The organism is Pseudoalteromonas amylolytica, assembly GCF_001854605.1.
Lineage (GTDB): Bacteria > Pseudomonadota > Gammaproteobacteria > Enterobacterales > Alteromonadaceae > Pseudoalteromonas > Pseudoalteromonas amylolytica.
In genome coordinates this window covers 127,683-154,204 of the sequence record NZ_MKJU01000006.1, presented here as the reverse complement: position 1 = coordinate 154,204, position 26,522 = coordinate 127,683, and the positions used below count along the sequence as shown (strand labels likewise).

The window sequence follows — 26,522 nt, the reverse complement described above, 5'->3', positions numbered from 1 at the left end:
TTTACCCTCCTAACGAGTCATATCGGCGCAATGCACAGCGCCATAACCAGCAAAATAGAGACAACCATCCAGCCAATAAAGCCAGTTGCGCAAGCAGTAATAAACCGCTGTTGTCATAACTTCCCATTAAAACCATCACAGGCACCGAAGACACCAGCCCTATGGGTAGAACATAAATCAAAAAATGCTGTAACAACTTGGGAAATAAGGTGATGGGATAGCGCTGAAAGTCTGAGAAGCTGTTTATCAAATAGAACAGTTTGTCTATATTACCAAACCAGAATGCACTGAGCGCAATACACCCTTCCATCAGTACCAGCGTCAAGCTGCCAGCTATAATTGAAAACAAAAACAATACAAAGTTGCTAGCTTCAAACTCAAAGCTATATACCTCATTGAGTAACACAAACAAAATACTACAGGTTAGCAGCGAGTGCCCAGCGGCCCATATTTTGGTGTCTTCTGCAAGTAATGCTAAAAGCGGTGAAATGGGACGACATAAGTATTTGTCCAAATCTCCGTTGATCACTTTTTCACTCATGCTGGTAAAGCCAAAAAATAGCATCCGAGCCGATGAAAACACCAACCCGACTAAAATCAGCAACGCCAAACTACCCTTATCCCAAACACCAAGGTTTGTGTTTAGTTGCCCAAGCAAGGCATCCCAAAAGATGATAAAGATCCCTTGATAGATCAATATATGTAATATGCTGATCACAAAGTCACTTCGAAACACCGATAAATCTTTGAAAGACATCTGTAAATATCTAAGAAACACTTTTAGATCCATAACCTACTCCCTGACAGATGTCATAAAGTGATGAATAGCGTGATCCAAACTTGGCGGTGAAATACTTACATCTGCTACTTGAGGTTGAAACGCCAATCTAGAAAGCGTTTCCTTAGCCTGATCATTTGAGGTTTTTATACGGTAGTAGTTATCTTCCACCAATTCATATTCAAACCCTGCCAGCAGTTGCTCATCCAGTGCGCTGAGTGTTTTGATCTCAAGAATTTTGAAATGTTCATAGGATAAAAGCTCGGAAGTTCTACCATCATAAATAACGCGCCCCGCATTCATGATGACACTGCGTTGGCAGTAGTGATGAACATCCGCCATGTTATGCGACGTCATTATAATCGTAGTGCCGTGCTCTCGATTTAGCTGTAGCAGGAAATTCATTAAGTTAAGACGAGAAACAGGGTCCAATGCGATAGTCGGTTCATCTAAAAAAATAAGCTCAGGACGATGTAATAAAGACGCTGCAACCTCAGCTTTCATCCTTTGTCCTAAAGACAGTTTCTTAGGCGGCGATGTTAATAACGACTCAAGGCCCAATAAATTGCTCAACTCTTCTATACGTTGGCTGGCCTCGCTACGGCTTAATTTGTAGATAGCTGCATATAATTGGAATGACTCAATGATGGCCACGTTCCACCATAACAAACTCTTTTGCCCAAACACTGCTCCTATTTTTTGCGTATACGCCTTACGCTCTTTCACTGGATGGTGGCCCAGCACGTTAAGTTGTCCAGAGTCCGCTTGCAGTATACCCGTGAGCAACTTTAACAGTGTGGTCTTGCCCGAACCATTGGTGCCTAAAAGGCCAACAAACTCTCCTTTTTTCACAGCTAAACTGACATCATCAATCACTTTAAATTGCTGCTTAGGGGGAGAAAACCAGCCCCTGATTTTGCCAACCACGCTATGCTCCTCGACAGGCGCGGGGCGATAAAACACCTTATTGACAGACTTAGCTTGTAAGATTTCCATATATCACCTCAGAACATTTCGATAGGTGGTTCTGGTAACTTTGCACACAAGTAATCTGGTGCGTACAGTCGACCATTTATGAGCTGAGCTCGGTAATAACAACGTTGGCGTACATTGCACGCGTTAAAGTGATCACAGTCATAACAAGGCGTCCCTTGATATTCCTCTTTGGGTGGATTGAGCAAATAAGTCAACGCCTCACCATTCCAGATTTCTTTAATCGTGGACTCTTTAACATTACCGATTCTGGCCTGCTCGTAAGGCATAGTGCGATCGCAAGTCGCACACTCACCATCTGAGCCAATTACCAAGGCCGTTTTTCCGCCTGAACATGCACCAAAACCTGGGATAGACAAAGAAACATCTCGCTCGCTTTGCAAGGGGATATTGCCAATTTCAACATCTGGGTAGCGCGCAGCAATGTCATTGACGGCTTGCACTAGAGTCACTCGCTGCTGGTGTGAGATCAGCAAGCTATCATCATGCTTATGCTCTGAACGCAGATAGCTAGACATGCCAATATCTTTAATGCCCTTGTCTTCCATCAGATGTAGTAGTAGATTGCTTATGCCATCGATATTTTTTGCAGTGACAACGATATTAGCGCGCACCTTCAAATTATATTTTTGGCATAACTCTATGGTTTGGTTGATTTTAGGGAGCCAATTCTTCACCCTAACTATCGCATCTGCAAGATGAGGAATATGGCTATCGATACTGACCTGAAGCGTATCTAGCCCAGCTTTAGCAAGCCGTTCAATCAGGCTTTCGCGTAATGGCATCTTAGTGGATACATCCACAAAAACATCATTGCTAAGTAAGTACTCAATAATATCAATCATGTCTTTGCGCAAAAACGGATCACCTCCGTGCAAATTAATGTATTTCACACCCAGTGACACACATTCTTCTAAAAACTTAAACGCTTGTTCAGTGGTTAGTTCATAGGGGGCAATTTCATTTGCTTTTAGTGTTGGGATCACACAGTAAACACAATCCGCCGGACAGCGATTGGTGGTCATCCACACGACCGTATTGGGTACTTCTAACTTGTTATCCCACGGTTTATCATCAGGCTCATAAATAAAGTTTGCAGGATCATAACGCTCTGTTGAATGTGCAAACGGTGTGCTTTGAGACTCGATAAAATCTGCAACTTGAACAAACAAGTCAGTGATCAGATGCTGCGCTTTGAGTAATTCCATGTCATATATTTCAACGAGAGCTTCACTTATCTCTGCGGTGCTATTGCGCCCATCACACAGCGACAACACCAAACCATGCACTGGAAATAGAGAAGCAAACTTTTCTCCCCTATCAACGATAAACAGAATGACGCGGTTGGGCTCCTTGACTAGCCTTGATTTTTCTTTAAGCCTTACATATTGATTAACAAACACTTTTCACCCCTAGCATATACTTACACGCCCCTTCTTGCGGGCCATACAACGTGCCAGTTGACATGTAGGCACCGTAATAACAACGACCACGGATATTGCAGGTGTCAAAACTATCGCACGTAAAACAAGGCGTTCCTTTATACTTCTCTCTTGGCGGGTCGAGCGATTCAAGCATGGCTTTACTCGTCCAAGCCTCATAGACACTTTGATTGAGCACGCTGCCCACTATCATGTCCCCTCCTGGCAACTTTTTATCACAACGTGAAATGTCGCCATTTGGATAAAACAGCAGCTGTGTACGACCGTTATGACAGACAAAACCATCTATGCTGTAGTCCATACTTTTCGCTTTTTGCTCGTTACGAAAAACCACCTGTAACTTCGGCTTGGTTAGCATAAACTCATCGACCACTTGGCGAACCTGACGCTGTTGCTCATCTGATGCATGTAGCGCATCATCATGCCTTTGTAGGTTGTCGGAGTAGGTATCTATAACTATCGAATAAGCGCCTAATTGCTCTAACTGCTCCAGCGTATGACGATAAGCATTTGCATTAAGCGAGGTAAGCAGTGATTTGGCATGTACTCGAATGCCAGCCTCAACAAAATGCTTCACAGTTTGTGATATTTTCTTGGCGAAACCACCGATACCTGTTAGTGCTGTGGCGGAATCTTTTTCCAAGCTATCTATGCTCAAATACGCATCTTTAAGCCCCGCGTGTGCGAGCCGTTGTGCATTTTCAACACTGACAAATTGCTTAGAGATAAAATCGGGCGTCAGGCCATGCTCAAGCGCATAAATCATGACCTCATAAATATCCTCTCTAAGCAGTGGCTCTCCGCCTGTTAGCATGATTTCTTTACCACCTAATTGGGCGGTTTCTCGGATCAACCTTTTCAGTACGTTAATATCAACAGTGGAATCCTCTGTTTTGCTGCTCAGTGGCGCCCCTTGATAACAATACACACACTTACGATTGCAGTTACCTGTCACCAACCATTGCAAAGACAATGGAAACGGTGAGCGATTACCTTGAAATACGCTAGAGCGCGTTGTCATTTTTTCAAAACGTGACAGCGTGATAAGTTGCGCCTGTAACTGAGCAATATCTACGGTAATCGTGTTCGTCTCTATGTCATCAGTAAAATGAGACTCAAACACCACATCAACATCGTCGGTAATTTCTTGCGCATCTGCAGGTGCGATATCAAATCTGGTTTGAATATCTGCCACAATCTCAGTCAATGTAAGTTGTTTATCTAAACTATCAAGAATGTAAACAACCAATGGATGAAGCGTTATTGAAGGCGCTTGTGATTGCCCTTCAAGCGGATAATAGTCCAGTACATAATGCTCATTTTCATAGCTTATCGAACCCAGTTTGCCAAACCTTTTCATCATCTGCTCCTATGCCGTGACTATCTTGACGTCAATATCACGGCTCGCGTGGAACTCACCGAGCGGGCAATAAACATCAGGCGCATGAATGGTGCCAAACTTGCCTTTGGCTGAAATAGTGCAGCGACCTCTTACATAGTTGCAGTCTCTGAATAAATCACATTTATAGCAGGATGTTCCCTTAAAGAATTTGCGACTTGGGACCACGATTTCTTTGGTCTTTTCACTTATCCAAATCTCTAGAAGCCCACTTTCATTGAGATCTCCAAAGGTGTTGTGTGGCCCTGCTGGAATGTGTTCACACTTGACGCATACCCCGTTAGGCTGCACCGTTATTCCCTTTAAGCCTTCCATGCAACCTTTCACTTCTGTGGCATCACGCATATCAAAGTTAAAACTCATCTTGGCTTTTGGATAAGTGGCTTGCAGTGTTCTAACTTCTTCTTTTAACTGCTCTTCTCGCTCATTAGTCAGCAAAAAGCGAGGTTCATGTCGACCACATGTTTTGCCATATACATCGATCACAAACTCCCGTACGCCCATGGTATAAGTATGTTCAATAAGCGTACCAAGGTTATCCACATTGATAGCAGTCATCACTGGGCGAAGTATGACTTTGATGCCCTTGTCACAGCACTCTTTGATGGTCACCAGCATGTCTTCAAGTGCATTTTCGACCCCAACCAGCTCTAGCACATCATTGGCGTCAATGGAGTCAAGACTCACGTGCAACTCCTCCAAACCAGCTTTGAGTAAGCGCGCCATCAACTGCCCTTCAACGCGCATTTTAGTGATCACAATAGGCACAATATCTTGCTCAATGGTGTGACCGATGATCTCTGGCAAATCATGCCGCATCAGAGGTTCACCGCCAGTGAAAATCAAGCGATTAACGCCTATCAAAGCAGCCTCATCAATTGTTTTAAGTACACGTTCATACGGAAATGCAATATCCGTGGCATGCCCGTTGGCAACATATTTGGCATCTTTGTAGCAGTATTTGCACTTCCTATTACAATCCTCAGTCACCACCCATATCATGGCGCTTGGCGCATCTTCACGGCCGCTCAAAATGAGCGCCTCATCACCTTCAAACAAAAGTGTTTCCAGCTCTATATCTAGTAGTGGTGTTTCGGAGCGTGTGACTTTCGTGAAGAATAAAGAATATCGATTGAGTAACTTGGCGACCACTTCTGTTGCAGCCAGCTTTTCAATATTCATGACCTCTGAAAGAATCTCGGCCACTTTTAGCTCATCGTTTTGACCATTGAATAACGCCATGATGAATGCTTGGATCGGATGGATCCGAATCGTGGCATCTGACCCATCAGGTAGTTGCCGCGCTATAGAAACCACTCCTTCGTCCTGATTGGGAATTAACTGAATATCCTGTTTTAGCAATGGAACCATTGCAGACCCCTTTTTATAGTTATGTAATACACGCCGCAAATTTGTATCCAATACTATTGAGTGACGGCTCAGTAGTATTCAAATAAGACAACAGCACCGATACACTTTTTCTCCACAGTGCTGCTTGGGGCTCAGACGGTTCAGCTAAGCGGCTTTTCCATCTTTGGAAAGTGATGCTGCAAACAGCAAAACTTAGTGTAATTAGCCCAAAAAGTGATACTCAATACAGGAAGGTGATCATTGCCCCTACCTGAACTGGGTATTACTTAACTTGCTGTGAGTTGCCACCACTGCTCATACTGCAGCAGCTAGAGCAACCTTCAGTACGCATGATGCTTAACGCATCAGTGCTTACACGAACCTGCTTAAGCTGAGACAACTTTTTCAGTTTTTGAGTGCTCATAGCTTACTCCTTCTATTATTGAACTTTTTGAGAGTTGCCACCGTCGCTAAAACTACAGCAGCTTGAGCAACCTTCTGTACGCATGATTTTTAAAGCTTGGTTTGATGCTTTAAGGTTTTGCTTTTGTGCAATTTCTTTTAGTTTATTTACTGACATTGCTTTTATTCCTTTACTATCCACCCTAGAAGTTTTCGATGTCGCTGGTGTCGGGTGGTTAAACACCTGCAACATTAAAAATGTAGTTTCACGGTTCAGGTAACTTCGTCGTCTGTACACTCTGCGGATTAGCAGTTTGACAGGTATCTACAGAGCAGTTATCGCATCCGTGACGAAAGTGTTTGACCGAAACATCAGCGTCTTTTAGCTGTACCTTAATGGGCAAAGAAGCGATTTTCTTTAATGCTGCAAACTTCTCCATCGCCACCCCTTAACAAAAGTAAAAATTACGTGCTTTTTATGTTGCTCTTTGAAATCTAAATCCCTTAGAATCAAAAGCTGAATGAATATTTCCAAATTTTTCTCAAACAAAAGCGTACCTTATTGATTTAAAGGATTTTATTTTCCAAACACTTACTAGAATAACAATGATGAAAAAAATAATTGTTTTAAGGGAAGAACATAAAATATGTATTGATGGACGATTCATTGATATTGAGCCCAAGGTGTTTGCAGTACTTGAGTATCTATATGTGAATAAAGACAGGTTCGTGAGCATTAATGAGCTACACGATCAGGTTTGGGACGGAGTCATGGTCAGCGATGCAGCAGTCAGGCGCTGTATCAGTAAACTTCGTAGTGCATTCGATGATGACCCCAAGCAACCTAAATATATTCAGCTCATCTCAAAAAGGGGCTATAAACTGATTTGCGATGTACATTTTTGTACCGCGAAAAAATGTCCAACCAAAGAGCAGCTCCCTACTGAATGTCATTACTGGAGCGAACCAAAAAAAAGTCGAAACTGGCATAAGCTTATTCAGGTTTGTACCGTATTTACATTGGTTATGATATTCATCGCTTTTATACCAATTAGCAACCAGCTAACTCTCTTTGAGCCACAACAAAACACCAGTAGAATTGGCACAGCGCACATAGCTTTTGCCTACGCCTTAGACAATCAATACGCTTACGCAACAAAACTATCTGGAGAACCGACATTTTCAATCATGTTACGAGATCAACATCGAGGCACTGATGAGGCGGTATTGAAGGGAGTAACCTGGCCAGACGCTATGGGGTTTTCTGGCTCGGGAAGCACCCTCTATGTTTCCGATGTAAAAAAAGGCAATTCAGGGATAGTCTCCATAAACATCCAAACAGGCGAAACAACCACCATAGTTGATAAATTTACCTTCATCGCAGATATCTTTTTACCTGAAGATGATAGCCTACTCTACTTTGTCGCCAGTGATGACGAAGCGCATTCATTTAACTTGTATCAATATAATGTGAGCACAGCTCAACATCGCAGTGTGATAAAAAATCCAGAGACTTTTATTCACTTCTTTGCAGGTGCCATAGCTCCAGATAATCAACACATAGCACTACTTAGCTACAATACTTTACAAAATACCACCGCCCTTGAAATCTATAGCACTAAGGAGTTTAGTAAAGTTTCACACACACTCATCGAAAGCACCGTATTCGATCTAGACTGGCTGGATAATGAGCAGGTGATTCTCGCCAGCGATAAAGGAATACAGAACCTTTCTATCCAGGGTGACTCACGCTCAATAATAGCTCCGCAGGTTGTTCACATGCTCAGTGTTGATAAACGCAATCAGCGTATCCACACCTCCAACACCGCGCAAAAAACATCATTTTTTTACCAAATTCCGTTGCCTTTAAATAGTAAAAATACCAAGAGCTACTATCACTTTTCAGAAGATATTAATTTACTCGTCAGCGAAATTGACGATAACAAATATATTGGCTTAGCCAGACATGATGACAGTTCTGAAATCGTCTCGTTTAACAATGCTCGCCCCAACAACACAAATTCCATTTATAAAACAGTTCAACCTATTACACACATTAGCCATGCTGCTGATGCACAAGCGCTAGCATTCATCGAACAAGGTAAAGTGAAAATAGTGAACTACGCTTCTTTGCATGTTTTTTCTGTACCGCTTGGCAATGTGCAGCCACAAAGTATCTCGTTACTCGCAGACGGGGAGTCTATCTACTTTACCGCTCGCTCTAACTCCGCTTGGCATGTTTACTATTGGGACGGTGTCAAAGTACAACACCAACTTGAAGGATTCCGATATGTTTTCGAATCAAAAGGTCAGTTACTGCTTGTCGCTGACGATGGCTCACTATATTTACGATCGGCAACAGGCGCGCTACGAACATTAAATAAACAAGCACAATTAGAAGCCAACTCGCAAATAACATTTGTAGACAATATGGTGATATGGACAGAGCATGACTTAGCATCAGTCACCTTTCATCAACTTGATTTAAACAATGATACCTTTCATAGGTCACTTTCAATTCCATACGATAAGTACGCGACCAAGTTTTATATAAACAATGAAAACAATAAGTTAATAGTGAAAGGTGGTAGTGCAATACAGCATGAAGAATGGCAAAGTCAGATAAAAATTACGAAAAAATTTGTGTTGAGTTATGTTGTTGAGGCACTTCTTTAAGTATTGATAGTGAAACAATGTTCAAAAAGGATATTATCATGACTATCAAAACGATTCTGTTCAGTATATTTGCTCAGGCCACTTTAGTGCTTGCAACCACAACGTCTCTACCACTGTACGCGCAAGACAATAATACCTACGGCTGGTGCTTAGTCAGCCCTCATATGTGTGATAAAGAGTAACCACCACTGATGTATTGGCCGTAGACTCACCGGCCAATACATTGAAAAGTCATCTAACTTGATTGCTGGATCCAGTCCTTATATAGGGCATTCTTTTTCAACCCAAAGTAATCGGCTACCACACCACATGCCTTCTTTAGCGGCATTTCTGGCTCTAACAATGTCAGCATGCGCTTGGCATCCGCAGGAATTTCTTCTTGTTGCTTTGGCTTACCTGGTAGCATAAGCACTAGCTCTCCACGCTGCTTTTCGCTCTCCTCAGTTAAAAACGCGATAAGCTCAGCAACGCTGCCACTGAAGAAAGTCTCGTATGTTTTGGTCAACTCTTTTGCAAATACTACACGCTGCTGAGCCCCTAGAGCCGTTTGTAAATCATCAAGACTGGCCATAATGCGGTGAGTGCTTTCATACATAATACTGGTGATACCACTTTCATAGGCGTCTAGAAAAAACTGCTGACGCGCCTGACTTTTTGCTGGGGTAAAACCAACAAATTGAAAGCGATCGGTAGGCAAACCAGAGCAGCTTAATGCCGTGATGGCAGCACACGCTCCCGGAACGGGCGTTACATGCGCACCTTGTTCACGGCACAGGTTAACTACCGCATAACCAGGATCACTTATCAAAGGAGTACCCGCGTCAGACACCAGCGCAATATCTAGCCCTTCATTGAGCCAATCAACTACCTGTTGAGCTTTTTGTTTTTCGTTATGGTCATGCAATGCAAACGTTTTTGCCTTGATATTAAAATGACTCAGTAGCTTTGCGGTGTGCCTTGTATCTTCAGCCGCGATTAAGTCCACGCTAGATAAAGTGGTGATCGCGCGCTCGCTAATATCAGCAAGGTTGCCTATTGGCGTCGCCACTACATAAAGGGTGCCTATTTTATCTGAGTTCGTTGCTTTAATCATTGAGCTCTCCAGGTTCAGTCAGTAAGATAGCCATCAGAGAATAAATCAATTAGGGCGTTGTTGTGCGACTGAAAATAATTAGTCTTGTAATCGCTATATTGTCGGGGTTATCCGCCTGTAGTACAACCGAAAAAATACCGAAAGCAGACGCAAAGCCAAAAAGTCAGCGAACAGAGGTTGTTGTCGATACATCCGATGCACAGATTCTGTACCAAAAAGCCATGAGCAAACAGGGCGCAGACAGAATTCAATTGCTCTACTTAGCACGTGATCTTGCGATTGAAAACAAAAGCTGGCAAGTCTTAGAAGAGATTTGCTTTGCGCTGGAAAGTAAAGCCAGTGTTGATCACGTACAAAACAAGCTATATATCGCATTTGCTCGTAAGGAGCGTGGCTTATCCAGTGCTGCATTAGCAATCTTAAATACACTGGAAGAGCAGCTTAGTTTACCCGAACATCAAGCGTGGCATCAGTATTTAAAAGGGGATATCTACGCAGGCGAAGGATTACCGAGTCAAGCTCTCACCTACTTCTTTAGCGCCGCAGATATTGCCGCGCAACATGATTTAAACGTAGCGAACTTAAATAACGCTATCTGGCAGGCGTTACAACAATTGTCATCTTACGCGTTGGATCGCATTGATACAGGCACTTCTTTACAACAAGGTTGGGTCAAGCTCGCAAAATACCAACAGATATATCTTGGCTCAGGTGTACAATTGCACCAAGCTCTCAACAACTGGCAGCGCAGATTTGCAAATCACCCTGCAAGTTTCCTGTTACCTGAAGAAGTGGCTAACTCAGTCAGTTTAGTGCCCTATCAAGCGCAAAAACTGGCGATATTACTACCGCAATCTGGCAGCAGTGAACGTTTTGGTAGCGCATTGAAAAACGGCTTTTTAGCCGCGCTAGATGATTTCGATGTAAAAGAAGTATTTTTCATTGATGAAATGCTAAGTAATGAAGAGATTGAACAGAAGTTGATGCTTAATCAGGCAGATTTTGTAATTGGCCCATTGCTGAAAAATAATATTGATAGGCTCGCAAGTTCTCAGGTATTGGCCAGTCTTCCGACTATTTTTCTCAATACGCCTAGCCAAGAAAATATGAATCCAGAGCACTACTTTTTTGCGTTGAATCCAGAGCATGAAGTGGAGCAAGCCTTAGTACACTTTCTAGCTAAAGAGTACCAAAAGCCGATGCTATTGGCCCCAGATAATAACTCGGGACACCGATTGATAAGCCACTTTGAACAACAGTGGCAAAAATATAGTGAAGCCCAACCAGAAGTTGGTTTTTACACCGACAGTAAAAATATGGCGACTGTGGTAGCTGATTTACTCGAAGTTGATAAATCAAAACAAAGAATAAAAACCATTAAATCCCTATTCAGACAGGATGTAGAGAGTGAAACGCGATCTCGTGGCGATATTGATGTGGTTTATATTCTTGGTGATGCAATTGAAACACGCTTGTTAAAACCGTATTTAGACGTCAATGTCAGTACCTTCGCTGAGCGTATTCCACTATACGCGACTTCTCGCAGTTATAGCCGCCGTATCGACAGTACAGATAAGGGTGACTTAGAGGGGCTCTACTTTACTGAACAGCCTTGGATGCTACCAGAGGTCGTACAGCCGAAGAATTTACGAGATCAGTATGTAGAAATGTGGCCTGAACAAGCAGACATTGAGCAACGCCTTTTTGCAATGGCCTATGATGCGCTGAGACTTATCCCTGAGATCAAACAACTGGCGCGTATTCCGGGTAAAGAATTTCGAGGCCTAACAGGCCAACTTAGCATTAAACGCGATAATACGTTACACAGAAAATTGCGCTGGGCACAGTATAAAAGAAGCCAGATCCAAGTGGTAAATTTAAATGAAACACCACCCACTCCTTTGTTTATGAAACAAACATCTTCCACAAGGGAGCAGGTTCTAAACTAAGGCAGGAGGCCAGATGTTTAAAGGACTATTCAAAAATACGCGAGACAAGGGCAATCACTACGAGCATTTAGCAAAAAGCTTCCTGAAAAAACAAGGGCTTTGTTATGTTGAGTGCAATTATTATTGTCCATTTGGTGAAATAGATTTAGTGATGAAAGACGCAGATTGTTGGGTATTTATCGAAGTTAAATATCGTCAATCAAAGCAGTTCGGAGGGGTATTATCCGCTTTGAGCACAACCAAGCAAAAACGGTTAAAGCGTAGCATTTATCACTACTTAGCTGAACAAAAGTTGCATAATGTACCATTACGCGTAGACTTTATCGCAATTGAGGGCAAAGATCCTCCTAATATACAATGGATTAAGAGCGTTTTTTAATATGCAAGAATCTATCAAGAGTATTTTTACAGAAAGTATTCAAGCGCAAATTGCAGCAGGTGAAGTATTACCTGATGCATTGGAGTCGGCTGCTCTGACCATAGTACAAGGCTTAATCAACGGTAATAAACTGCTGTGCTGTGGCGTTGATAGTTGTCATATGCTGGCGGAGCATATGGCAGGCTTACTAGTTAACTTTTACGAAACTGAACGTCCCTGTTTACCCGCCGTTGCTCTAACGCAGTCCAGCGTGCAACTGGGTGTACAGGCAAGCTCTGATGACAGCGATCGTTTTGCTCGTCAGGTACGAGCATTTGCACAACAAGGGGATTTATTGCTCGTCATTGCCGTTAACGGTAACGAAAAAGACGTTGTTTGTGCGACTGAAGCGGCCCTCACAAAAGATATGAAAGTCATCGCCTTGGTTGGTGATGATGGCGGTGAGTTAACGGGCTTACTAGGGCCTAGTGATGTAGAGATCCGCGTGCCAAGCAAGCGTCCAAGTCGCATCGTTGAGTCTCACCTATTTATTACTCACTGTCTGAGTCAATTAATTGATAACACCTTATTTCCTCAAGGAGAGCAATAATGCAGCTTAAGCCCATCGCTATTCTGTTAGTCATTTCATTGCTACAAGGTTGTGCGGCCGCCGTTGTGGCTGGGACCGCAGGTGCAATCTCAGCAGCGAATGACAGACGAACAATAGGTTCGCAGATTGATGACAATAATATTGAAATCAAAGGTATGCTGGCCATTCGTAATATTGAGCGCTTGAAGGAGCACGCAAACATTAGCTTGATAAGCGTCAATGGTATCGTCCTTATGGTTGGCCAAGTGGCCAATACGGAAATGAAGCAGCAAGCACAGAGTGCACTTAAAGACATTCCAGCAATACGTCAGGTACACAATCAGCTACGTATTAGCAGCAATATTGGGGTTACGACCCAAACACATGATGTTTGGTTAACTTCCAAAGTTAAAACAAGGCTACTGGCTGCCGAAGATGTCAGTGGCAACAATATCAAAGTTGTTACTGAGAATAGCGAGGTGTTTCTTATGGGCTTAGTAAAGAGAGAAGAAGCCGATCGCGCTGTTGAAATCGCTCGAAATATCAATGGTGTTACGCGCGTTGTAAAAGCATTTGAATATTTATAGTGAGTAAGTATAAAAAACCTGCGCAAGCGCAGGTTTTTTATGACTGTTGTTAAAGTTACTTAATAACTCTTAGATGTGATCCTTTCTTTTTAGAAGTATCACCTTTTTTAGCACTCTCGGTCTCGCTTTCAACCGGCTCGGGGGTCAGTACTTCATCTTCTGCAGGAAACTCTTCCTGAGTAAATACGGTACCTTCACCATTCTCACGAGCATAAATCGCTAATACTGCAGCAATTGGCACATAGACCTGCATAGGTTGGCCGCCAAATCGGGCATTAAAGCTCAATTGGTGGTTATCCATAGCAAACTGCGTTACTGCAGTTGGGCTGATGTTTAAGACAATCTGCCCATCTTGTACAAACTGTGTAGGCACTTGAACAGCTGGATACTCAGCATTGACAACCAAATGAGGTGTACATTCGTTATCAACGATCCAATCAAAAAAGGCTCTCAGTAAATATGGGCGATTTGGTGTCATTATGCTCGTATCTCACGCTCTGCTTCAGTTAATGAAGCTTGGAATGAATCACGCTCAAATAAACGTAACATATAGTCTTTCAACTCTTTTGCACCAGCACCAGATAACTCGATACCTAACTGAGGCAAACGCCACAGTAATGGCGCTAAGTAGCAGTCTACTAAGCTGAATTCTTCACTCATGAAATACGGCGCTTCATTGAAAATAGGCGCTACCGCTAGTAATGCTTCGGTTAGTTCTTTACGTGCTTGTGCTTCATCAGCACCACCGGCCATGATTTTAGCAGCAAGGCTATACCAATCAGTATCAATGCGATGCATCATAAGTCGGCTACGACCACGCATAACTGGGTAGACAGGCATTAAAGGTGGATGTGGAAAACGCTCATCAAGATACTCCATGATGATATCCGCTTGGTACAAACCTAATTCACGGTCAATTAAAGTTGGTACCGTACCATAGGGGTTAATCTCATGAAGAGCCTCTGGCAGGTTATCCTTTTCTGCTAGGTGAATATCAACACTTACCCCTTTCTCAGCCAGTACAATACGTACCTGATGGCTATACATGCAATTTGCACCAGAGAAAAGAGTCATTACAGGGCGCTTATTGGCAGCAACGGCCATGCCTACCTCCATTAATAATTACAAAAAGTAATAAGTCACTTTAAACAGCAATAGGGGCTAAAGCCCCTATCACAAAATTACCTTAGATTTGTTCGACTTAGTGAACATCTCTCCAGTATTCTTTCTTCAGGAAGAATGCAAGAATAAATAGAATTACTAAAAATCCTAGCACCTTAATACCAAGTGATTCTGACTCAAGACGTGAAGGTTCACCCACATACGCCAAGAAATTTGTCAAATCACGTGCTGCCTGATCATACTCATCGGTACTTAGCTCACCAGAGCCATCCGTTTCAACACCTACCACTTTTGTTACAGTCTGACCATGCTCTTCCACTTCTTCAGTGATAGGCGTAGGCAAACCTTGTAACTCTTGCAGTACGTGAGGCATACCAACCGATGGGAAAATGATGTTGTTTACACCAAACGGACGAGATTCATCTTTATAGAAAGACTTCAAGTACGTATAGATCCAATCAGCACCGCGTACACGAGCAACTAAAGTTAGATCAGGTGGCGCAGCACCAAACCATTTGGCAGCATCATCTTGTTCGATAGCATTCAAAATGTGGCTACCCACTTTTGAACCATCAAAAATCAGTTGCTCTTCGCCGATTTCCGTTGGAATGCCGATGTCTCTAAAAGTACGCTCATAACGCTGATACTGCATTTGGTGACAACCAAGACAGTAGTTCATGAACAACTTTGCACCACGTTGTAATGACGCTTTATCTGTTAAATCAATGTTCGCGTCAAGTGTTGGTACTGATGGCCCCGCTGCCATTGTAAAAGTTGGCAGTAATGCGAATAAACCGATAACTAGCTTCTTCATCATTTCGTCAACCTCGTTGGCAATGGTTTAGTCTTTTCATTCTTTGAGTATACAAATAGTAACACGAAGAACATGAAGTAAGTCACAGTCGTAATTTGCGATAGTAACGTTTTAAAGTCTGTCTGAGGTGTCGCACCAATCCAACCAAGGATGATGAAAGTAACCACGAACTGAGCAATGTTTAGCTTGTGTAGGCCACAACGGTAGCGAATCGACTTCACTTTACCACGGTCAATCCAAGGCAGTAGTGCAAGTACAACAATTGATGCCCCCATTGCAACAACACCTAATAGCTTGTTAGGAATCGCACGCAAGATTGCATAGAAAGGCGTGAAATACCAAACAGGGAAAATATGTTCAGGTGTCTTCAGTGGGTTTGCCGCTTCAAAGTTAGGCGCTTCTAAGAAAAAACCACCCATTTCTGGTGCAAAAAATACAACCCAACAGAATAAAATCAAGAAACCAGCCACACCTAAAATATCTTTTACTGTGTAATAAGGGTGGAATGGAATTGCGTCCACAATATCTTTTTTACTTGTGTAATATTCGTGGAACTTGAATTTAGGCTTATCTTCTTCTGCTACAGTGCCTTTCTTACGCTTAATCTCAACACCATCAGGGTTGTTTGAACCCACTTCGTGAAGTGCTACGATGTGAAGGAACACTAGAATAACAAGAACAAGCGGTAATGCGATTACGTGTAATGCAAAGAAGCGGTTAAGCGTTGCACCTGAAATTACGTAGTCACCACGGATCCAAAGTGTTAGGTCATCACCAATTACTGGAATCGCACCAAATAGTGAAATAATTACCTGAGCACCCCAGAATGACATTTGGCCCCAAGGAAGTAAGTATCCCATAAAGGCTTCAGCCATCAGCGCTAAGAAAATGAACATACCAAACAACCACAGTAACTCACGTGGCTTTTGGTAAGAACCATAGATCATACCGCGGAACATGTGTAGATACACAACGATAAAGAACGCTGAAGCACCAGTGGAGTGCAGATAGCGAAGCAGCCAACCATACTCAACATCACGCATGATGTATTCTACTGAGGCAAAAGCACCTTCAGCCGAAGGTACAAAGTTCATGGTCAGCCAAATACCCGTTAGTATTTGGTTTACTAAAACCAAAATGGCGAGTGAGCCGAATAGATACCAAAAGTTAAAGTTCTTTGGCGCAGGATATTGAGCAATGTGCATATTCCAAACACGAGTCATTGGAATACGTTCATCGATCCAGTTGATAAGATTACCAAACATTACGCAACCCCTTCTTCTTCACCAACTAAAATAGTGGTGTCATCAATAAAGGTATACGGTGGAATTTCAAGGTTTAATGGTGCAGGAACCGATTGAAATACACGGCCAGCCATATCAAATTTAGAACCATGACATGGACAGAAGAAGCCATCTTCTGTGCCTTCAACCTTTTCACCAAATCCACCTTGCAAGAAACTAGGTGAACAACCAAGGTGAGTACAGATACCAACCGCCACGAATATTTCTGGACGCTTAGAACGATATGGGTTTTTCGCTGAATCCAGCTGTTGAGGCTCATCAGATGCAGGATCACGAAGCATATCTTCATGAGCTTTCATTTGCTCTAGCATCTTTGGTGTACGAGAAATAACCCAAACAGGTTTGCCTCGCCACTCAACACGAATTAATTGTCCCGGCTCAAGCTTGCTGATATCTACTTCTACAGGCGCACCCGCAGATTTAGCTCGCTCACTTGGATTCCAAGACGCAATAAAAGGAACAGCAGCCCCAGCCGCACCAACACCACCAACAACAGAGGTAGCTATGGTTAAAAAGCGACGTCGGCCATTGTCTACAGGCGCATTGCTCATCCACTTATCTCCACTATGATTCTCAACACTTGCTATATTGAGAACATCAGTTACAGCAGGTTAATTTTAAGAAACTACAAAATAGAAGCGATCATAAATAAATCCCTTGATTAAAACAAGGTTATTACAGTCCCATGCCCCAATAAACCTGAACAAATGTTAGCAAGGTTACTTCGAGCATGAGGCCGATGGCATATGATAACGCTAATCTAAAAACAATATACTGACCAAGATCAACCTCATTGGAGGCTTGAGAACCACGTTATGTGGGGTTGAAACTCGCTCACTTTACTTGCACAGCAATTGTAGCAAAAAAATACGCTGAGTTATCGACGATTTACTATTAAATCTTCTAAATATTGCAGTTTTTTTATTTTTAAAACCGTAAGCTAGCAAAAAAGGTGATTTATTAAGCAAAATAATTTTGATGATGTGAAGCCGTGATACGAATAAGGAGACACTAGGATTGAATGTTGAATTTGTAAAAACAAAAAACCCAGCATAACGCTGGGTTTTTGAATTCTTGAAACGTAAAAAATTAACGCTTTGAGAACTGTGTCTTCTTACGTGCTTTCTTAAGACCAACTTTCTTACGCTCAACTTTACGAGCGTCACGAGTAACAAAGCCAGCTTTACGTAGAGTAGGACGAAGTGATTCGTCGAATTCCATTAGTGCACGCGTGATACCGTGGCGGATTGCGCCAGCTTGACCAGTCATACCACCACCTTCAACAGTGATGTAAAGGTCAAACTTCTCTGTCATTTCAACTAGCTCTAGAGGCTGACGAACAACCATGCGAGAAGTTTCACGACCGAAGTATTCTTCGATAGAACGCTGATTAATTACGATGCTGCCAGTGCCTGGGCGTAAGAATACGCGAGCACTTGAACTTTTACGACGACCTGTACCGTAGTATTGATTTGCCATGAGTGTGCTCCTTAAATGTCTAGAACCTGCGGCTGTTGTGCCGCGTGGTTGTGCTCGCTACCAGCGTAAACTTTAAGTTTACGGTACATTTCACGACCTAGAGGGCCACGAGGTAACATGCCTTTAACCGCTTTTTCGATGATCATTTCAGGCTTTTTAGCTTGAAGTTTCTCGAAGTTCACAGACTTAAGACCGCCCGGGAAGCCAGTGTGAGCGTAGTACATTTTGTCCTGAGTTTTGTTACCAGTTACAGTAACTTTTTCAGCGTTGATAACGATGATGTAATCACCTGTATCAACATGAGGAGTGTACTCAGCTTTATGCTTACCGCGAAGGCGACGAGCGATTTCAGTAGCGATGCGACCTAAAGTTTTACCTTCAGCGTCAACTACGTACCAGTCACGTTTTACAGTTTCTGGTTTAGCAACAAACGTTTTCATTTAAAAATCCAATGTTTTTCTATTTAAAACCACAGGTAATCAAAGTTGATTACCGCTTACTATATGAGTGCTTTAACCCCTTCGAGTTTAAGACTTTTTTGCCGCTCAAGTCGGTGGCTAAGCCGACGAGGGCAATAGAACGCAACGTGGCAGGCCGCGGATTATAGCAACTCTATCAAGGCTTGACTAGCGTGAGATTGTTTTTTCTACAAAAAACTTTCTCACCTAAATTTACGCGTCAAAAGCTCAATAACCCCTTTAGGCTAAATGTTCTCGAGCGAGGTATTCTAGTGATTGCATTTCCTGCAAGCGGCTAATACATCGCTTAAACTCAAAATTTAATGTGCCTTGGGTATAAAGCTCAGTGATAGGCGCTTGAGCCGAAATGATCAGCGTTACATTACGCTCATAAAACTCATCCACCAAGGCAATAAAGCGTCTGGCTGCATCATCGTTGTGTTGCCCTAACTGTTTAACATTCGACAAGATCACTGTGTTGTATAAACGACTGATCTCCATATAATCCACTTGCGATCGCGCTGTTTCACATAGCTGACTAAAGTCAAACATCACGATACAATCGGATACTTTTCGCGTCGCTATCAGACGCCCTTCTATCTCAATCTTTTCATTCAACTTGCCAGGCTCAGGTGACAACTTATCGAAATATTCAAACAGATTTTTATCTGCTTGTTCATCCAGCGGGCTATGATAAATCTCCGCCTGCTCAAGCGTTCTTAAGCGGTAGTCAATACCAGAGTCTACATTGACCACTTCGGTATTGGCTTTCACCAACTCAATCGCTGGGATAAAACGTGCGCGCTGTAAGCCATTACGATATAGCTCGTCCGGTACGATATTAGACGTTGCAACCAGCACAATATCTCTGGCAAATAATGCTTGCATTAAACCACCAAGTAGCATCGCATCAGTAATGTCTTGCACGAAGAATTCATCAAAACAAATGATATCAGTCTCTTGTTTGAACTTATCAGCGACAGTCTCTAACGGGTTTTTCACGTCTTTGAGCAACTTTAACTCATCGTGTACACGGTGCATAAAACGGTGAAAGTGTACACGCATCTTTCGCTGCGTAGGCAAGGCTTCGTAGAACGTATCAACCAAATACGTTTTACCGCGCCCAACACCGCCCCAAAAATATAACCCAGTTATGCTCTGTTGCTTTGGTTTAGCAAACAGCTTAGAAAAAAGGCCCTTTGGCTTTGGTGGCACAGCTGTGAGGTCATCATACAAACGTTGTAAATGCTTAACCGCATTTTCTTGTGCGCTATCATATTGAAAGTCTTCGCGCTTTAAATCTTGCTGATATTTTTCCCAAGGTGTCATAGTTGTTTACATAGTTCTGCGTTTTTATTTGCGTATTATATTAACACGCATCGATTCTAAGCGTATATTTAGCTTATCATTAGATTTTATCATTAGTCGCAAACTCGCCCTGCTATTCACAGCGTATGCGCCCCGCGATTTATTAGGAGAGATGTATGACCTCATTTGCTTGGATGGGACTTATCGTAGTCGTTGCCATCGCCGCCTTTTTTATTGGTTCTGTGTGGACTAAAAAGCAATTTAAACATGGTGAACTTGAGCAACAAGCTCAGCAAGCCAAACATGAGCTAGAGCAATACCGTCAGGAAGTTGCCGACCACTTAGCAAGCACCAAAAAACTGATGACTAAGATGCAAGACAGTTATAGCCAACTTCTCAATCATGTTGAAGAAACCAATCAGGTGTTATTGACCGAAAAACCAACACATCCCAGTGAGCCGTTTTTCTCAAAAGAAACCACCGAACAATTACATGCTTCACTGAAAAGCCGCCCCGAGCGTCGCCGTAACGACAAAACCAATGAAGGTGCAGCCCAACCGACTGACTATGTTGACGGAGAGAGCGGACTATTCTCGGGGGAGCGTTCAGAAAGTAAGCAGTCAAAAGTCTCTTGATGAACTTTTTTTTGACCCCATAGTCAGTAAATATAGTTTTTTACAATAGCGAAATGGCAACTGGTGCTTTGTTCAAAGCACAAGCCTTTTCAATGCATTAACGCTTTTTGCGGAGTATTTACTGACTATGAAATTGAAACACTCGTTATTAACAGCAGCTATTTTATCAACGTCACTACTTCTTAGTCCAAACGCTGCCTTAGCCAAATTACCTATGGCAGTTGATGGACAAACCATGCCAACACTTGCACCTATGTTAGAGCGCGTCACTCCAGGCGTAGTCAGCATTCAGGTGACTGGTGCAAAGGAGGTACGTCGGCGTGTTGACCCATTTGATTACTTTTTCGGTAACCCACAACCACGCAGTCAAAAGCGCCCATTCAGTGGCCTAGGTTCAGGCGTCATTATCAATGCTGATGAAGGCTATGTCGTGACAAATAACCATGTAATTGCCGATGCAGAAAAGATCATTGTGACACTTGAAGATGGCCGCGAGTTTGAAGCCAAACTGGTTGGCACCGATAAAGAGTCTGACATCGCTTTGTTAGAAATCGATGGCGAAAACCTCACCGAGATTAAACTCGCTGATTCTGACAAACTGCGTGTTGGCGATTTCTCAGTGGCCATCGGAAACCCTTTTGGTCTTAGTCACACAGTGACATCAGGTATTATCAGTGCGCTAGGACGTAGTGGTTTAAATATCGAAGGTTACGAAGATTTCATTCAAACAGACGCGGCTATCAACCAAGGAAACTCGGGCGGGGCCCTCGTGAACCTACGCGGTGAACTGATCGGTATCAACACCGCAATATTAGGTGCATCTGGCGGTAATGTGGGGATCGGGTTTGCTATTCCTTCAAACATGATGAAGAACCTCGTTGACCAGATCGTTGAATTTGGTCAGGTTCGTCGCGGTTCGCTTGGTATTGAAGGCCGAACCTTAGATGCAGGTATCGCTAAAGCACAAGGCTTTGATGTGAAACAAGGCGCATATGTTGCCCGCGTTATTAAAGATTCAGCCGCTGCCGAAGCTGGCATACTCGCAAACGATGTTATCATTAGCGTAAATGGTGGCAACATCCAAAGCTTTGCAGAGTTAGCCAGTAAAATTGCAACTATAGGTGAGGGCCGAACGGTCGAGTTAGGTGTCTACCGTGATGGTAAAAGACGCACCATAGAAGTGACCTTAAAAGGCCAAGGGGAAGCACAAGCTCCAGCGGATAGAATTCACCCAATGCTGCGAGGTGCGGTCTTAGAAAGTGGCGAGCGAAATGGCAATAAGGGGGTTGTTGTAACATCCGTTGAGCCTCGCTCACCAGCTGCTAGAGTTGGTCTAGAAGAAGGTGACGTGATAATGCAAGTGAACCGCAAGCGAGTCGATAGTATCCGCGATATGAGTAACCTTATCGAAGATATTCAGGGTAACATCGTACTAGGCATAAAACGCGGTAGAGATTCAGTGTTCTTACTTATCCAGTAACAATAAATTAGTAGGAAAAACACAGCGACACTTGCCGCTGTGTTTTTCTTTGTGCATCATAAAACGATTAAAAATCATAAAGACTGCGCATGTTAAAATTTATTCGCTTTATTCTGCCTCCGATGCTGGCAGGGCTTTGTATCGCATTTGTTATTATTTGGTTCTCTCCTAATTTAAAAAATGCGCTCCTTCCCAAACTGGACGTTTCCGGTCACTATTCTAGCAGCCATATGAGCTTTGCTGATGCTGTCGAAAAAGCCTCTCCTGCTGTAGTTACCATATTCTCAGAGAGCATCTCCTCAGTACCGCGCTACATGCGAGCTAACACAACTCAAGAGCTAGGTTCTGGTGTACTCATGTCTCACGACGGCTACATATTGACTAACTATCACGTCGTGAACGATGCAGATCAAATCATGGTGATCCTAACAGATGGTCGCCGTTTCGATGATGTACAGGTAATAGGCTTTGATACCATCACTGACTTAGCCTTATTGAAAATAGATGCGCAACATCTGCCGGTTATCCCCATTAATGATAATTTTAGCCCCCGTGTAGGCGATGTGGTGCTAGCAATTGGTAACCCGCTCAACCTAGGGCAAACCATCACGCAAGGTGTTATAAGCGCTACTGGTAAGCAGACGCTCACCGATAGCCCCTATAATAATTTATTGCAAATGGATGCGGCAGTGAACGTAGGTAACTCTGGTGGCGCGCTGGTTAACTCTAACGGTGTACTGGTTGGTATTACCTCAGCGCAGTTTCGTACCCGCTATAATATCGACATTCAGGGGATCTCGTTCGCTGTTCCTTATAAACTTGCTAAAGAAGTGATGCAAAAGCTGATTCAGGATGGCCGCGTAGTCAGAGGGTACTTAGGTTTTAGGGGCGCTGCAGTGGATAGCACTGGCAAAGAGGTAACTGACCTCTATACGCGAATTGTAGGTCTCAGAGTGAGTGATTTAGATCCTCTCGGCCCGGCGTGGCAAGCGGGTATGCAAGAGAATGATATTATTGTTAAAGTGGCAGGAGAACCCGTTACTAACCCGCAAAAAACACTTAAATTTATAGGTAATACTCGCCCCGGAACGCGCCTTGAATTTCAAGTGTATCGCGGTGATGAATTACGTACCTTCACCCTAGTTGTAGCGGAACTTGAAACTCGTGCAAACTAAACCCTAAATTAGATAACAAAAAAGCGAGTATAATCACTCGCTTTTTTGTTGCTCGGGCTTTGTAAACAACTAATTGTGTCTACGTTTAATCTTAGCCCCTAATTTGCTTAGCTTATTTTCAATACGTTGATAACCTCTATCAACATGATAGATGCGATCCACAACGGTTTCACCACTGGCAACAACCCCCGTTAAAATCAAGCTTGCAGACGCTCTTAAGTCCGTTGCCATTACCTGAGCACCACTTAATTTGTCAGTCTCTGCACATATCGCTGTATTGCCTTCAAGGCGGATGTTTGCCCCCATACGCTGTAATTCAGGCACGTGCATAAAGCGATTTTCGAAGATGGTTTCGGTGATCGTTGCGCTACCTTCAGCAACCACATTCAATGCAGTAAACTGTGCTTGCATATCTGTAGGAAAACCAGGATGTGGCATCGTCTTGATATTGACCGCTTTGAGTGTGCGCCCTCTCATATCCAGATAGATGCTATTATCTGTCACTTCAACAAGCGCATTGGCTGCCCGCAGCTTGTCTAGTACCGGCTCCAAGCTAGTGTGATCGGTGTTGGTGCACAAGACCTCGCCTTGAGCCATCGCAGCGGCGACTAGGAAAGTACCTGTTTCAATTCTATCTGGTAGAATTTTATGCTCGCCTCCAGCGAGCTTATCGACGCCTTGTATTTCGATACGACTGGTGCCTGCACCTGTTATCTTAGCGCCCATCGCTCTCAAGCAGTCAGCTAAGTTCGTTATCTCTGGCTCGCGTGCTGCGTTTTCCAGTATGGTCGTTCCATCAGCCAACGTTGCAGCCATCAATAGGTTTTCTGTTGCCCCCACGCTGACCGTTTCCATATAAATCTCAGCGCCCTTCAAACGCCCATCCACTTTTGCATTGATGTAGCCATTGTCGACACTAATTTTTGCCCCCATGCGCTCCAAACCGCTGATATGAATATCAACAGGACGCGCGCCGATTGCACAGCCCCCAGGCAATGAAACTTGCGCTTCGCCAAAACGCGCAAGCAAAGGTCCAAGGGCCAATACCGAAGCACGCATTTGCTTTACTAATTCATATGGCGCGAGCACTTTGTCAACGGAACGACCATCAACAAACAGGATATCGCCTTGCCACTTAACCCCCGCACCAAGTGTTTTTAATAATGCTTCTGTTGTACCTATATCCCTCAGTTGTGGAACATTGGAAAAGCGGCTTTCACCGTCTGCAAGTAGTGCAGCAAATAGAATGGGAAGCGCCGCATTTTTGGCGCCAGATATAGTGACCTCACCCGCTAAAGTGGTGCCCCCTTGGATAACAAACTGATCCATCGTGACTCCGTTATTGCGGTAGAATAAATTTGCGTTCTCTTTGCCACTCCGTTGGCGTAAATGCTTTGATGCTTAGCGCATGAATGGTGCCGTCAGAGATTGTTCCCATCAACGGACCATATACTAGCTGTTGCTTTTTAACGCGGCTTAACCCGTCAAAACACTCTCCAACTGCTATCACCTCATAGTGATTACCATTGGCTTTAACGATCACTTCTTGCAGTGACAATGCGTCTCTTAATAAAGTTTCGACTTGGTTTGTTTCCATTAGACTCACTCAAATAAGTTCGATACCTGACCCAACGCCATTAAATTATGGAGTTGCTCAGGCACATTTTTAAGCTCAAGGCGTTTGCCTTGGCTCTGTAATTTACCTAGGGAGTGAATTAACCAAGCTAAGCCCGCCGTGTCAACCCTAGAGACCTCAGAAAGGTCAAAATAACGTACCGACTGAACGTTTTCTATCTGCTGGTTAAGAAGGCGTTCATTCACTAAGCTGTTCCTAGTTAATTCACCACAAATACGGACAAGTTCGTCGTCAAGCTTCACAAACTCTACTTTATTTGTTGCCATCATCCCCCCTAAACTGGACAGGTAAACGGCTTTTCTTATCGAGTAGGTCAATTACATGTGCAATGCCTTGTTGGCGTAAAATACCATGTAGTTCTGTTTGTTTGGCATCCAATAAACTAATACCTTCTGCCATCATATCATACGCACGCCATTCATTATTTGAGTCTCTACGCACTTTAAAGTCGATTTTAATATCAGGTTTACCTTCCTCAACGATTGTGGTCTTCACGATAGCAACCTGGTCGTCTGTAAACTCTTTCGCGGCGCCAAACTCAACATTTTGATTGGTGTACTGAGTGAATACACCTGCGTAAGTGGCTACCAAATAGTTCTTAAAGACTTCAATAAATTGCTTAACATGTTCAACGGCCTGAGCTTTTTCTTCCTTATCAGTGATATTTCTGACCTTTTGGATATAGCTACCCAATACTCTGTAGGAGGCATATTTATAATCGATATATGGCAATAGCTCTTCTTCGACGATGATGCGAAGATGTTCTTTGTTCTGCTGTATAATCGCTTGGTCCTTTGTAATACGCTTGAATGTATTGTCAGCCACTTGCTGAACCATTTTATACGGGTCCTGCATATTCACCGTATCATTTGCGTATGTCGTGCTGCTGCAAATCAATAGTGCAGCAACGAAAAGAAATCCTACTATCGCACGCATTATTCGCTACCTTGATTAAATAAAAACTGTCCAATCAACTCTTCTAATACTAGTGCTGATTTAGTGTCAGTGATCAAATCACCATTTTTAAGTGCCTTACTCTCAACACCAAAAAGCGCTTCAAGTTCCGTATCACTGTCTCCTGTCACTTCATTACCTAAGCAGGTTTGCTTTGCAGAGTCTGAAGCAATAACAGGAGAAATGCCAAGATACTGCTCACCCAATATTCCTGAAGTAAGGATAGATACTGAAGTTGTATCAGAGAACTGACACTCATAACTTGCATCGATACTCATAGATACCACTGGAACAAACTCTTGTGGGTGAATACTTATCCCTTCCACGCGGCCAATCACGACCCCACCTACTTTGATTGGCGCTCGAGTTTTTAATGACCCTATATTTTCAAACTTAGCGTTCAATGTGTAAGTTTCACCATTACCACTAATACCTGTGTTTGCAACTTTTAGTGCCAGTACTGCAAATGCTGCAACACCCAATGCGACAAACAAGCCAACCAATATTTCTATATTCCGTGTATTCATTTGTTTTTAAAACC

At 43.1% G+C, this 26,522-nt stretch carries 31 protein-coding genes; 9 read left to right on the top strand and 22 right to left on the bottom strand.

The window, feature by feature from the left end; genetic code table 11:
* Position 1 precedes the first annotated feature (1 nt).
* The 8 genes from BET10_RS02215 to BET10_RS21380 form a co-directional block, all read right to left on the bottom strand.
* Positions 2-790, bottom strand: a complete 789-nt coding sequence (locus tag BET10_RS02215; RefSeq protein ID WP_070983194.1) for an ABC-2 family transporter protein — start codon at positions 788-790, stop codon at positions 2-4.
* 3 nt (positions 791-793) lie between these two features.
* Complete coding sequence (locus BET10_RS02210; RefSeq protein ID WP_070983193.1) at positions 794-1,774, bottom strand: ABC transporter ATP-binding protein; 981 nt, start codon at positions 1,772-1,774, stop codon at positions 794-796.
* An 8-nt stretch (positions 1,775-1,782) separates the two neighbouring features.
* Positions 1,783-3,174 carry a radical SAM/SPASM domain-containing protein gene (locus BET10_RS02205; RefSeq protein WP_070983192.1) on the bottom strand — a complete coding sequence of 464 codons (1,392 nt, stop codon included), beginning with the start codon at positions 3,172-3,174 and terminating at the stop codon, positions 1,783-1,785.
* Entirely contained in the window at positions 3,164-4,576 is a 1,413-nt protein-coding gene (locus BET10_RS02200; RefSeq protein WP_083330399.1) for a radical SAM/SPASM domain-containing protein, read from the bottom strand. Before BET10_RS02200 ends, BET10_RS02205 begins: the two co-directional genes overlap by 11 nt.
* A 6-nt stretch (positions 4,577-4,582) precedes the next feature.
* Positions 4,583-5,983 carry a radical SAM/SPASM domain-containing protein gene (locus BET10_RS02195; protein ID WP_070983190.1) on the bottom strand — a complete coding sequence of 467 codons (1,401 nt, stop codon included), beginning with the start codon at positions 5,981-5,983 and terminating at the stop codon, positions 4,583-4,585.
* 262 nt (positions 5,984-6,245) lie between these two features.
* Positions 6,246-6,386: a hypothetical protein gene (locus BET10_RS21390; protein ID WP_170829092.1), complete on the bottom strand. Its 141-nt coding sequence runs from the start codon at positions 6,384-6,386 to the stop codon at positions 6,246-6,248.
* A 15-nt stretch (positions 6,387-6,401) separates the two neighbouring features.
* Positions 6,402-6,542 carry a hypothetical protein gene (locus BET10_RS21385; protein WP_170829091.1) on the bottom strand — a complete coding sequence of 47 codons (141 nt, stop codon included), beginning with the start codon at positions 6,540-6,542 and terminating at the stop codon, positions 6,402-6,404.
* Between the two features lie 88 nt (positions 6,543-6,630).
* Positions 6,631-6,804 carry a hypothetical protein gene (locus tag BET10_RS21380; protein ID WP_170829090.1) on the bottom strand — a complete coding sequence of 58 codons (174 nt, stop codon included), beginning with the start codon at positions 6,802-6,804 and terminating at the stop codon, positions 6,631-6,633.
* 166 nt (positions 6,805-6,970) lie between these two features.
* Between BET10_RS21380 and BET10_RS02190 the strand changes: the two genes are divergently transcribed.
* The gene (locus BET10_RS02190) at positions 6,971-9,040 is read left to right on the top strand and encodes a winged helix-turn-helix domain-containing protein (RefSeq protein WP_083330398.1); all 2,070 of its coding nucleotides are present in this window, start codon (positions 6,971-6,973) and stop codon (positions 9,038-9,040) included.
* A 38-nt stretch (positions 9,041-9,078) separates the two neighbouring features.
* Positions 9,079-9,222 carry a hypothetical protein gene (locus BET10_RS21375; RefSeq protein ID WP_170829089.1) on the top strand — a complete coding sequence of 48 codons (144 nt, stop codon included), beginning with the start codon at positions 9,079-9,081 and terminating at the stop codon, positions 9,220-9,222.
* Positions 9,223-9,275: 53 nt separating this feature from the next.
* On the opposite strand, the gene rsmI is transcribed toward BET10_RS21375, so the two are convergent.
* A complete protein-coding gene (gene rsmI / locus BET10_RS02185; protein ID WP_070983188.1) occupies positions 9,276-10,133 on the bottom strand; it encodes a 16S rRNA (cytidine(1402)-2'-O)-methyltransferase in 858 nt (285 codons plus the stop codon).
* Between the two features lie 62 nt (positions 10,134-10,195).
* Between rsmI and BET10_RS02180 the strand changes: the two genes are divergently transcribed.
* From BET10_RS02180 to BET10_RS02165, 4 genes are read left to right on the top strand one after another with little or no spacing between them, the layout of a single operon-like run.
* Positions 10,196-12,082 carry a penicillin-binding protein activator gene (locus tag BET10_RS02180; protein ID WP_070983187.1) on the top strand — a complete coding sequence of 629 codons (1,887 nt, stop codon included), beginning with the start codon at positions 10,196-10,198 and terminating at the stop codon, positions 12,080-12,082.
* Between the two features lie 13 nt (positions 12,083-12,095).
* Positions 12,096-12,461, top strand: coding sequence for a YraN family protein (locus tag BET10_RS02175; RefSeq protein WP_070983186.1), 366 nt, complete (start codon positions 12,096-12,098; stop codon positions 12,459-12,461).
* Between the two features lies 1 nt (position 12,462).
* Positions 12,463-13,050 (top strand): SIS domain-containing protein, encoded by a 588-nt coding sequence (locus BET10_RS02170; RefSeq protein WP_070983185.1) that lies wholly within the window; start codon positions 12,463-12,465, stop codon positions 13,048-13,050.
* Positions 13,050-13,616 (top strand): BON domain-containing protein, encoded by a 567-nt coding sequence (locus BET10_RS02165; protein ID WP_070983184.1) that lies wholly within the window; start codon positions 13,050-13,052, stop codon positions 13,614-13,616. The genes BET10_RS02170 and BET10_RS02165 overlap by 1 nt, the downstream gene beginning before the upstream one ends.
* A 55-nt stretch (positions 13,617-13,671) precedes the next feature.
* Here BET10_RS02165 and BET10_RS02160 read toward each other — a convergent pair whose 3' ends face one another.
* The 8 genes from BET10_RS02160 to zapE all read right to left on the bottom strand — a co-directional run bounded on the left by BET10_RS02160 (position 13,672) and on the right by zapE (position 20,122).
* Entirely contained in the window at positions 13,672-14,094 is a 423-nt protein-coding gene (locus tag BET10_RS02160; protein ID WP_070983183.1) for a ClpXP protease specificity-enhancing factor, read from the bottom strand.
* On the bottom strand, positions 14,094-14,720 hold the full coding sequence (gene sspA, locus BET10_RS02155) for a stringent starvation protein SspA (protein WP_070983182.1): 627 nt from the start codon (positions 14,718-14,720) through the stop codon (positions 14,094-14,096). Before sspA ends, BET10_RS02160 begins: the two co-directional genes overlap by 1 nt.
* A 97-nt stretch (positions 14,721-14,817) precedes the next feature.
* Positions 14,818-15,555, bottom strand: a complete 738-nt coding sequence (locus tag BET10_RS02150) for a cytochrome c1 (RefSeq protein ID WP_070983181.1) — start codon at positions 15,553-15,555, stop codon at positions 14,818-14,820.
* Complete coding sequence (locus BET10_RS02145; RefSeq protein ID WP_070983180.1) at positions 15,552-16,817, bottom strand: cytochrome b; 1,266 nt, start codon at positions 16,815-16,817, stop codon at positions 15,552-15,554. Before BET10_RS02145 ends, BET10_RS02150 begins: the two co-directional genes overlap by 4 nt.
* A complete protein-coding gene (gene petA / locus BET10_RS02140; protein WP_070983179.1) occupies positions 16,817-17,407 on the bottom strand; it encodes a ubiquinol-cytochrome c reductase iron-sulfur subunit in 591 nt (196 codons plus the stop codon). The genes BET10_RS02145 and petA overlap by 1 nt, the downstream gene beginning before the upstream one ends.
* Positions 17,408-17,945: 538 nt before the next feature.
* Positions 17,946-18,335, bottom strand: coding sequence for a 30S ribosomal protein S9 (gene rpsI / locus BET10_RS02135; RefSeq protein ID WP_070983178.1), 390 nt, complete (start codon positions 18,333-18,335; stop codon positions 17,946-17,948).
* Positions 18,336-18,346: 11 nt separating this feature from the next.
* Positions 18,347-18,775, bottom strand: coding sequence for a 50S ribosomal protein L13 (rplM, locus tag BET10_RS02130; protein WP_070983177.1), 429 nt, complete (start codon positions 18,773-18,775; stop codon positions 18,347-18,349).
* Between the two features lie 258 nt (positions 18,776-19,033).
* A complete protein-coding gene (zapE, locus tag BET10_RS02125; protein WP_070983176.1) occupies positions 19,034-20,122 on the bottom strand; it encodes a cell division protein ZapE in 1,089 nt (362 codons plus the stop codon).
* A gap of 155 nt (positions 20,123-20,277) precedes the next feature.
* Between zapE and BET10_RS02120 the strand changes: the two genes are divergently transcribed.
* The 3 genes from BET10_RS02120 to BET10_RS02110 all read left to right on the top strand — a co-directional run bounded on the left by BET10_RS02120 (position 20,278) and on the right by BET10_RS02110 (position 23,391).
* Positions 20,278-20,736, top strand: a complete 459-nt coding sequence (locus BET10_RS02120) for a Z-ring associated ZapG family protein (protein WP_070983175.1) — start codon at positions 20,278-20,280, stop codon at positions 20,734-20,736.
* 127 nt (positions 20,737-20,863) lie between these two features.
* Complete coding sequence (locus tag BET10_RS02115; RefSeq protein ID WP_070983174.1) at positions 20,864-22,216, top strand: DegQ family serine endoprotease; 1,353 nt, start codon at positions 20,864-20,866, stop codon at positions 22,214-22,216.
* 89 nt (positions 22,217-22,305) lie between these two features.
* Positions 22,306-23,391: a trypsin-like peptidase domain-containing protein gene (locus tag BET10_RS02110; protein ID WP_070983173.1), complete on the top strand. Its 1,086-nt coding sequence runs from the start codon at positions 22,306-22,308 to the stop codon at positions 23,389-23,391.
* 69 nt (positions 23,392-23,460) lie between these two features.
* Here the strand turns inward: BET10_RS02110 and murA are convergent, their stop codons facing one another.
* From murA to mlaD, 5 genes are read right to left on the bottom strand one after another with little or no spacing between them, the layout of a single operon-like run.
* On the bottom strand, positions 23,461-24,720 hold the full coding sequence (murA, locus tag BET10_RS02105; protein ID WP_070983172.1) for a UDP-N-acetylglucosamine 1-carboxyvinyltransferase: 1,260 nt from the start codon (positions 24,718-24,720) through the stop codon (positions 23,461-23,463).
* Between the two features lie 10 nt (positions 24,721-24,730).
* On the bottom strand, positions 24,731-24,988 hold the full coding sequence (ibaG, locus tag BET10_RS02100) for a BolA family iron metabolism protein IbaG (protein ID WP_070983171.1): 258 nt from the start codon (positions 24,986-24,988) through the stop codon (positions 24,731-24,733).
* Between the two features lie 5 nt (positions 24,989-24,993).
* Complete coding sequence (locus BET10_RS02095; RefSeq protein ID WP_070983170.1) at positions 24,994-25,293, bottom strand: STAS domain-containing protein; 300 nt, start codon at positions 25,291-25,293, stop codon at positions 24,994-24,996.
* Positions 25,280-25,963 carry an MlaC/ttg2D family ABC transporter substrate-binding protein gene (locus BET10_RS02090; protein WP_083330397.1) on the bottom strand — a complete coding sequence of 228 codons (684 nt, stop codon included), beginning with the start codon at positions 25,961-25,963 and terminating at the stop codon, positions 25,280-25,282. The genes BET10_RS02095 and BET10_RS02090 overlap by 14 nt, the downstream gene beginning before the upstream one ends.
* The gene (gene mlaD / locus BET10_RS02085; protein WP_070983168.1) at positions 25,963-26,508 is read right to left on the bottom strand and encodes an outer membrane lipid asymmetry maintenance protein MlaD; all 546 of its coding nucleotides are present in this window, start codon (positions 26,506-26,508) and stop codon (positions 25,963-25,965) included. The genes BET10_RS02090 and mlaD overlap by 1 nt, the downstream gene beginning before the upstream one ends.
* Positions 26,509-26,522: the final 14 nt, after the last annotated feature.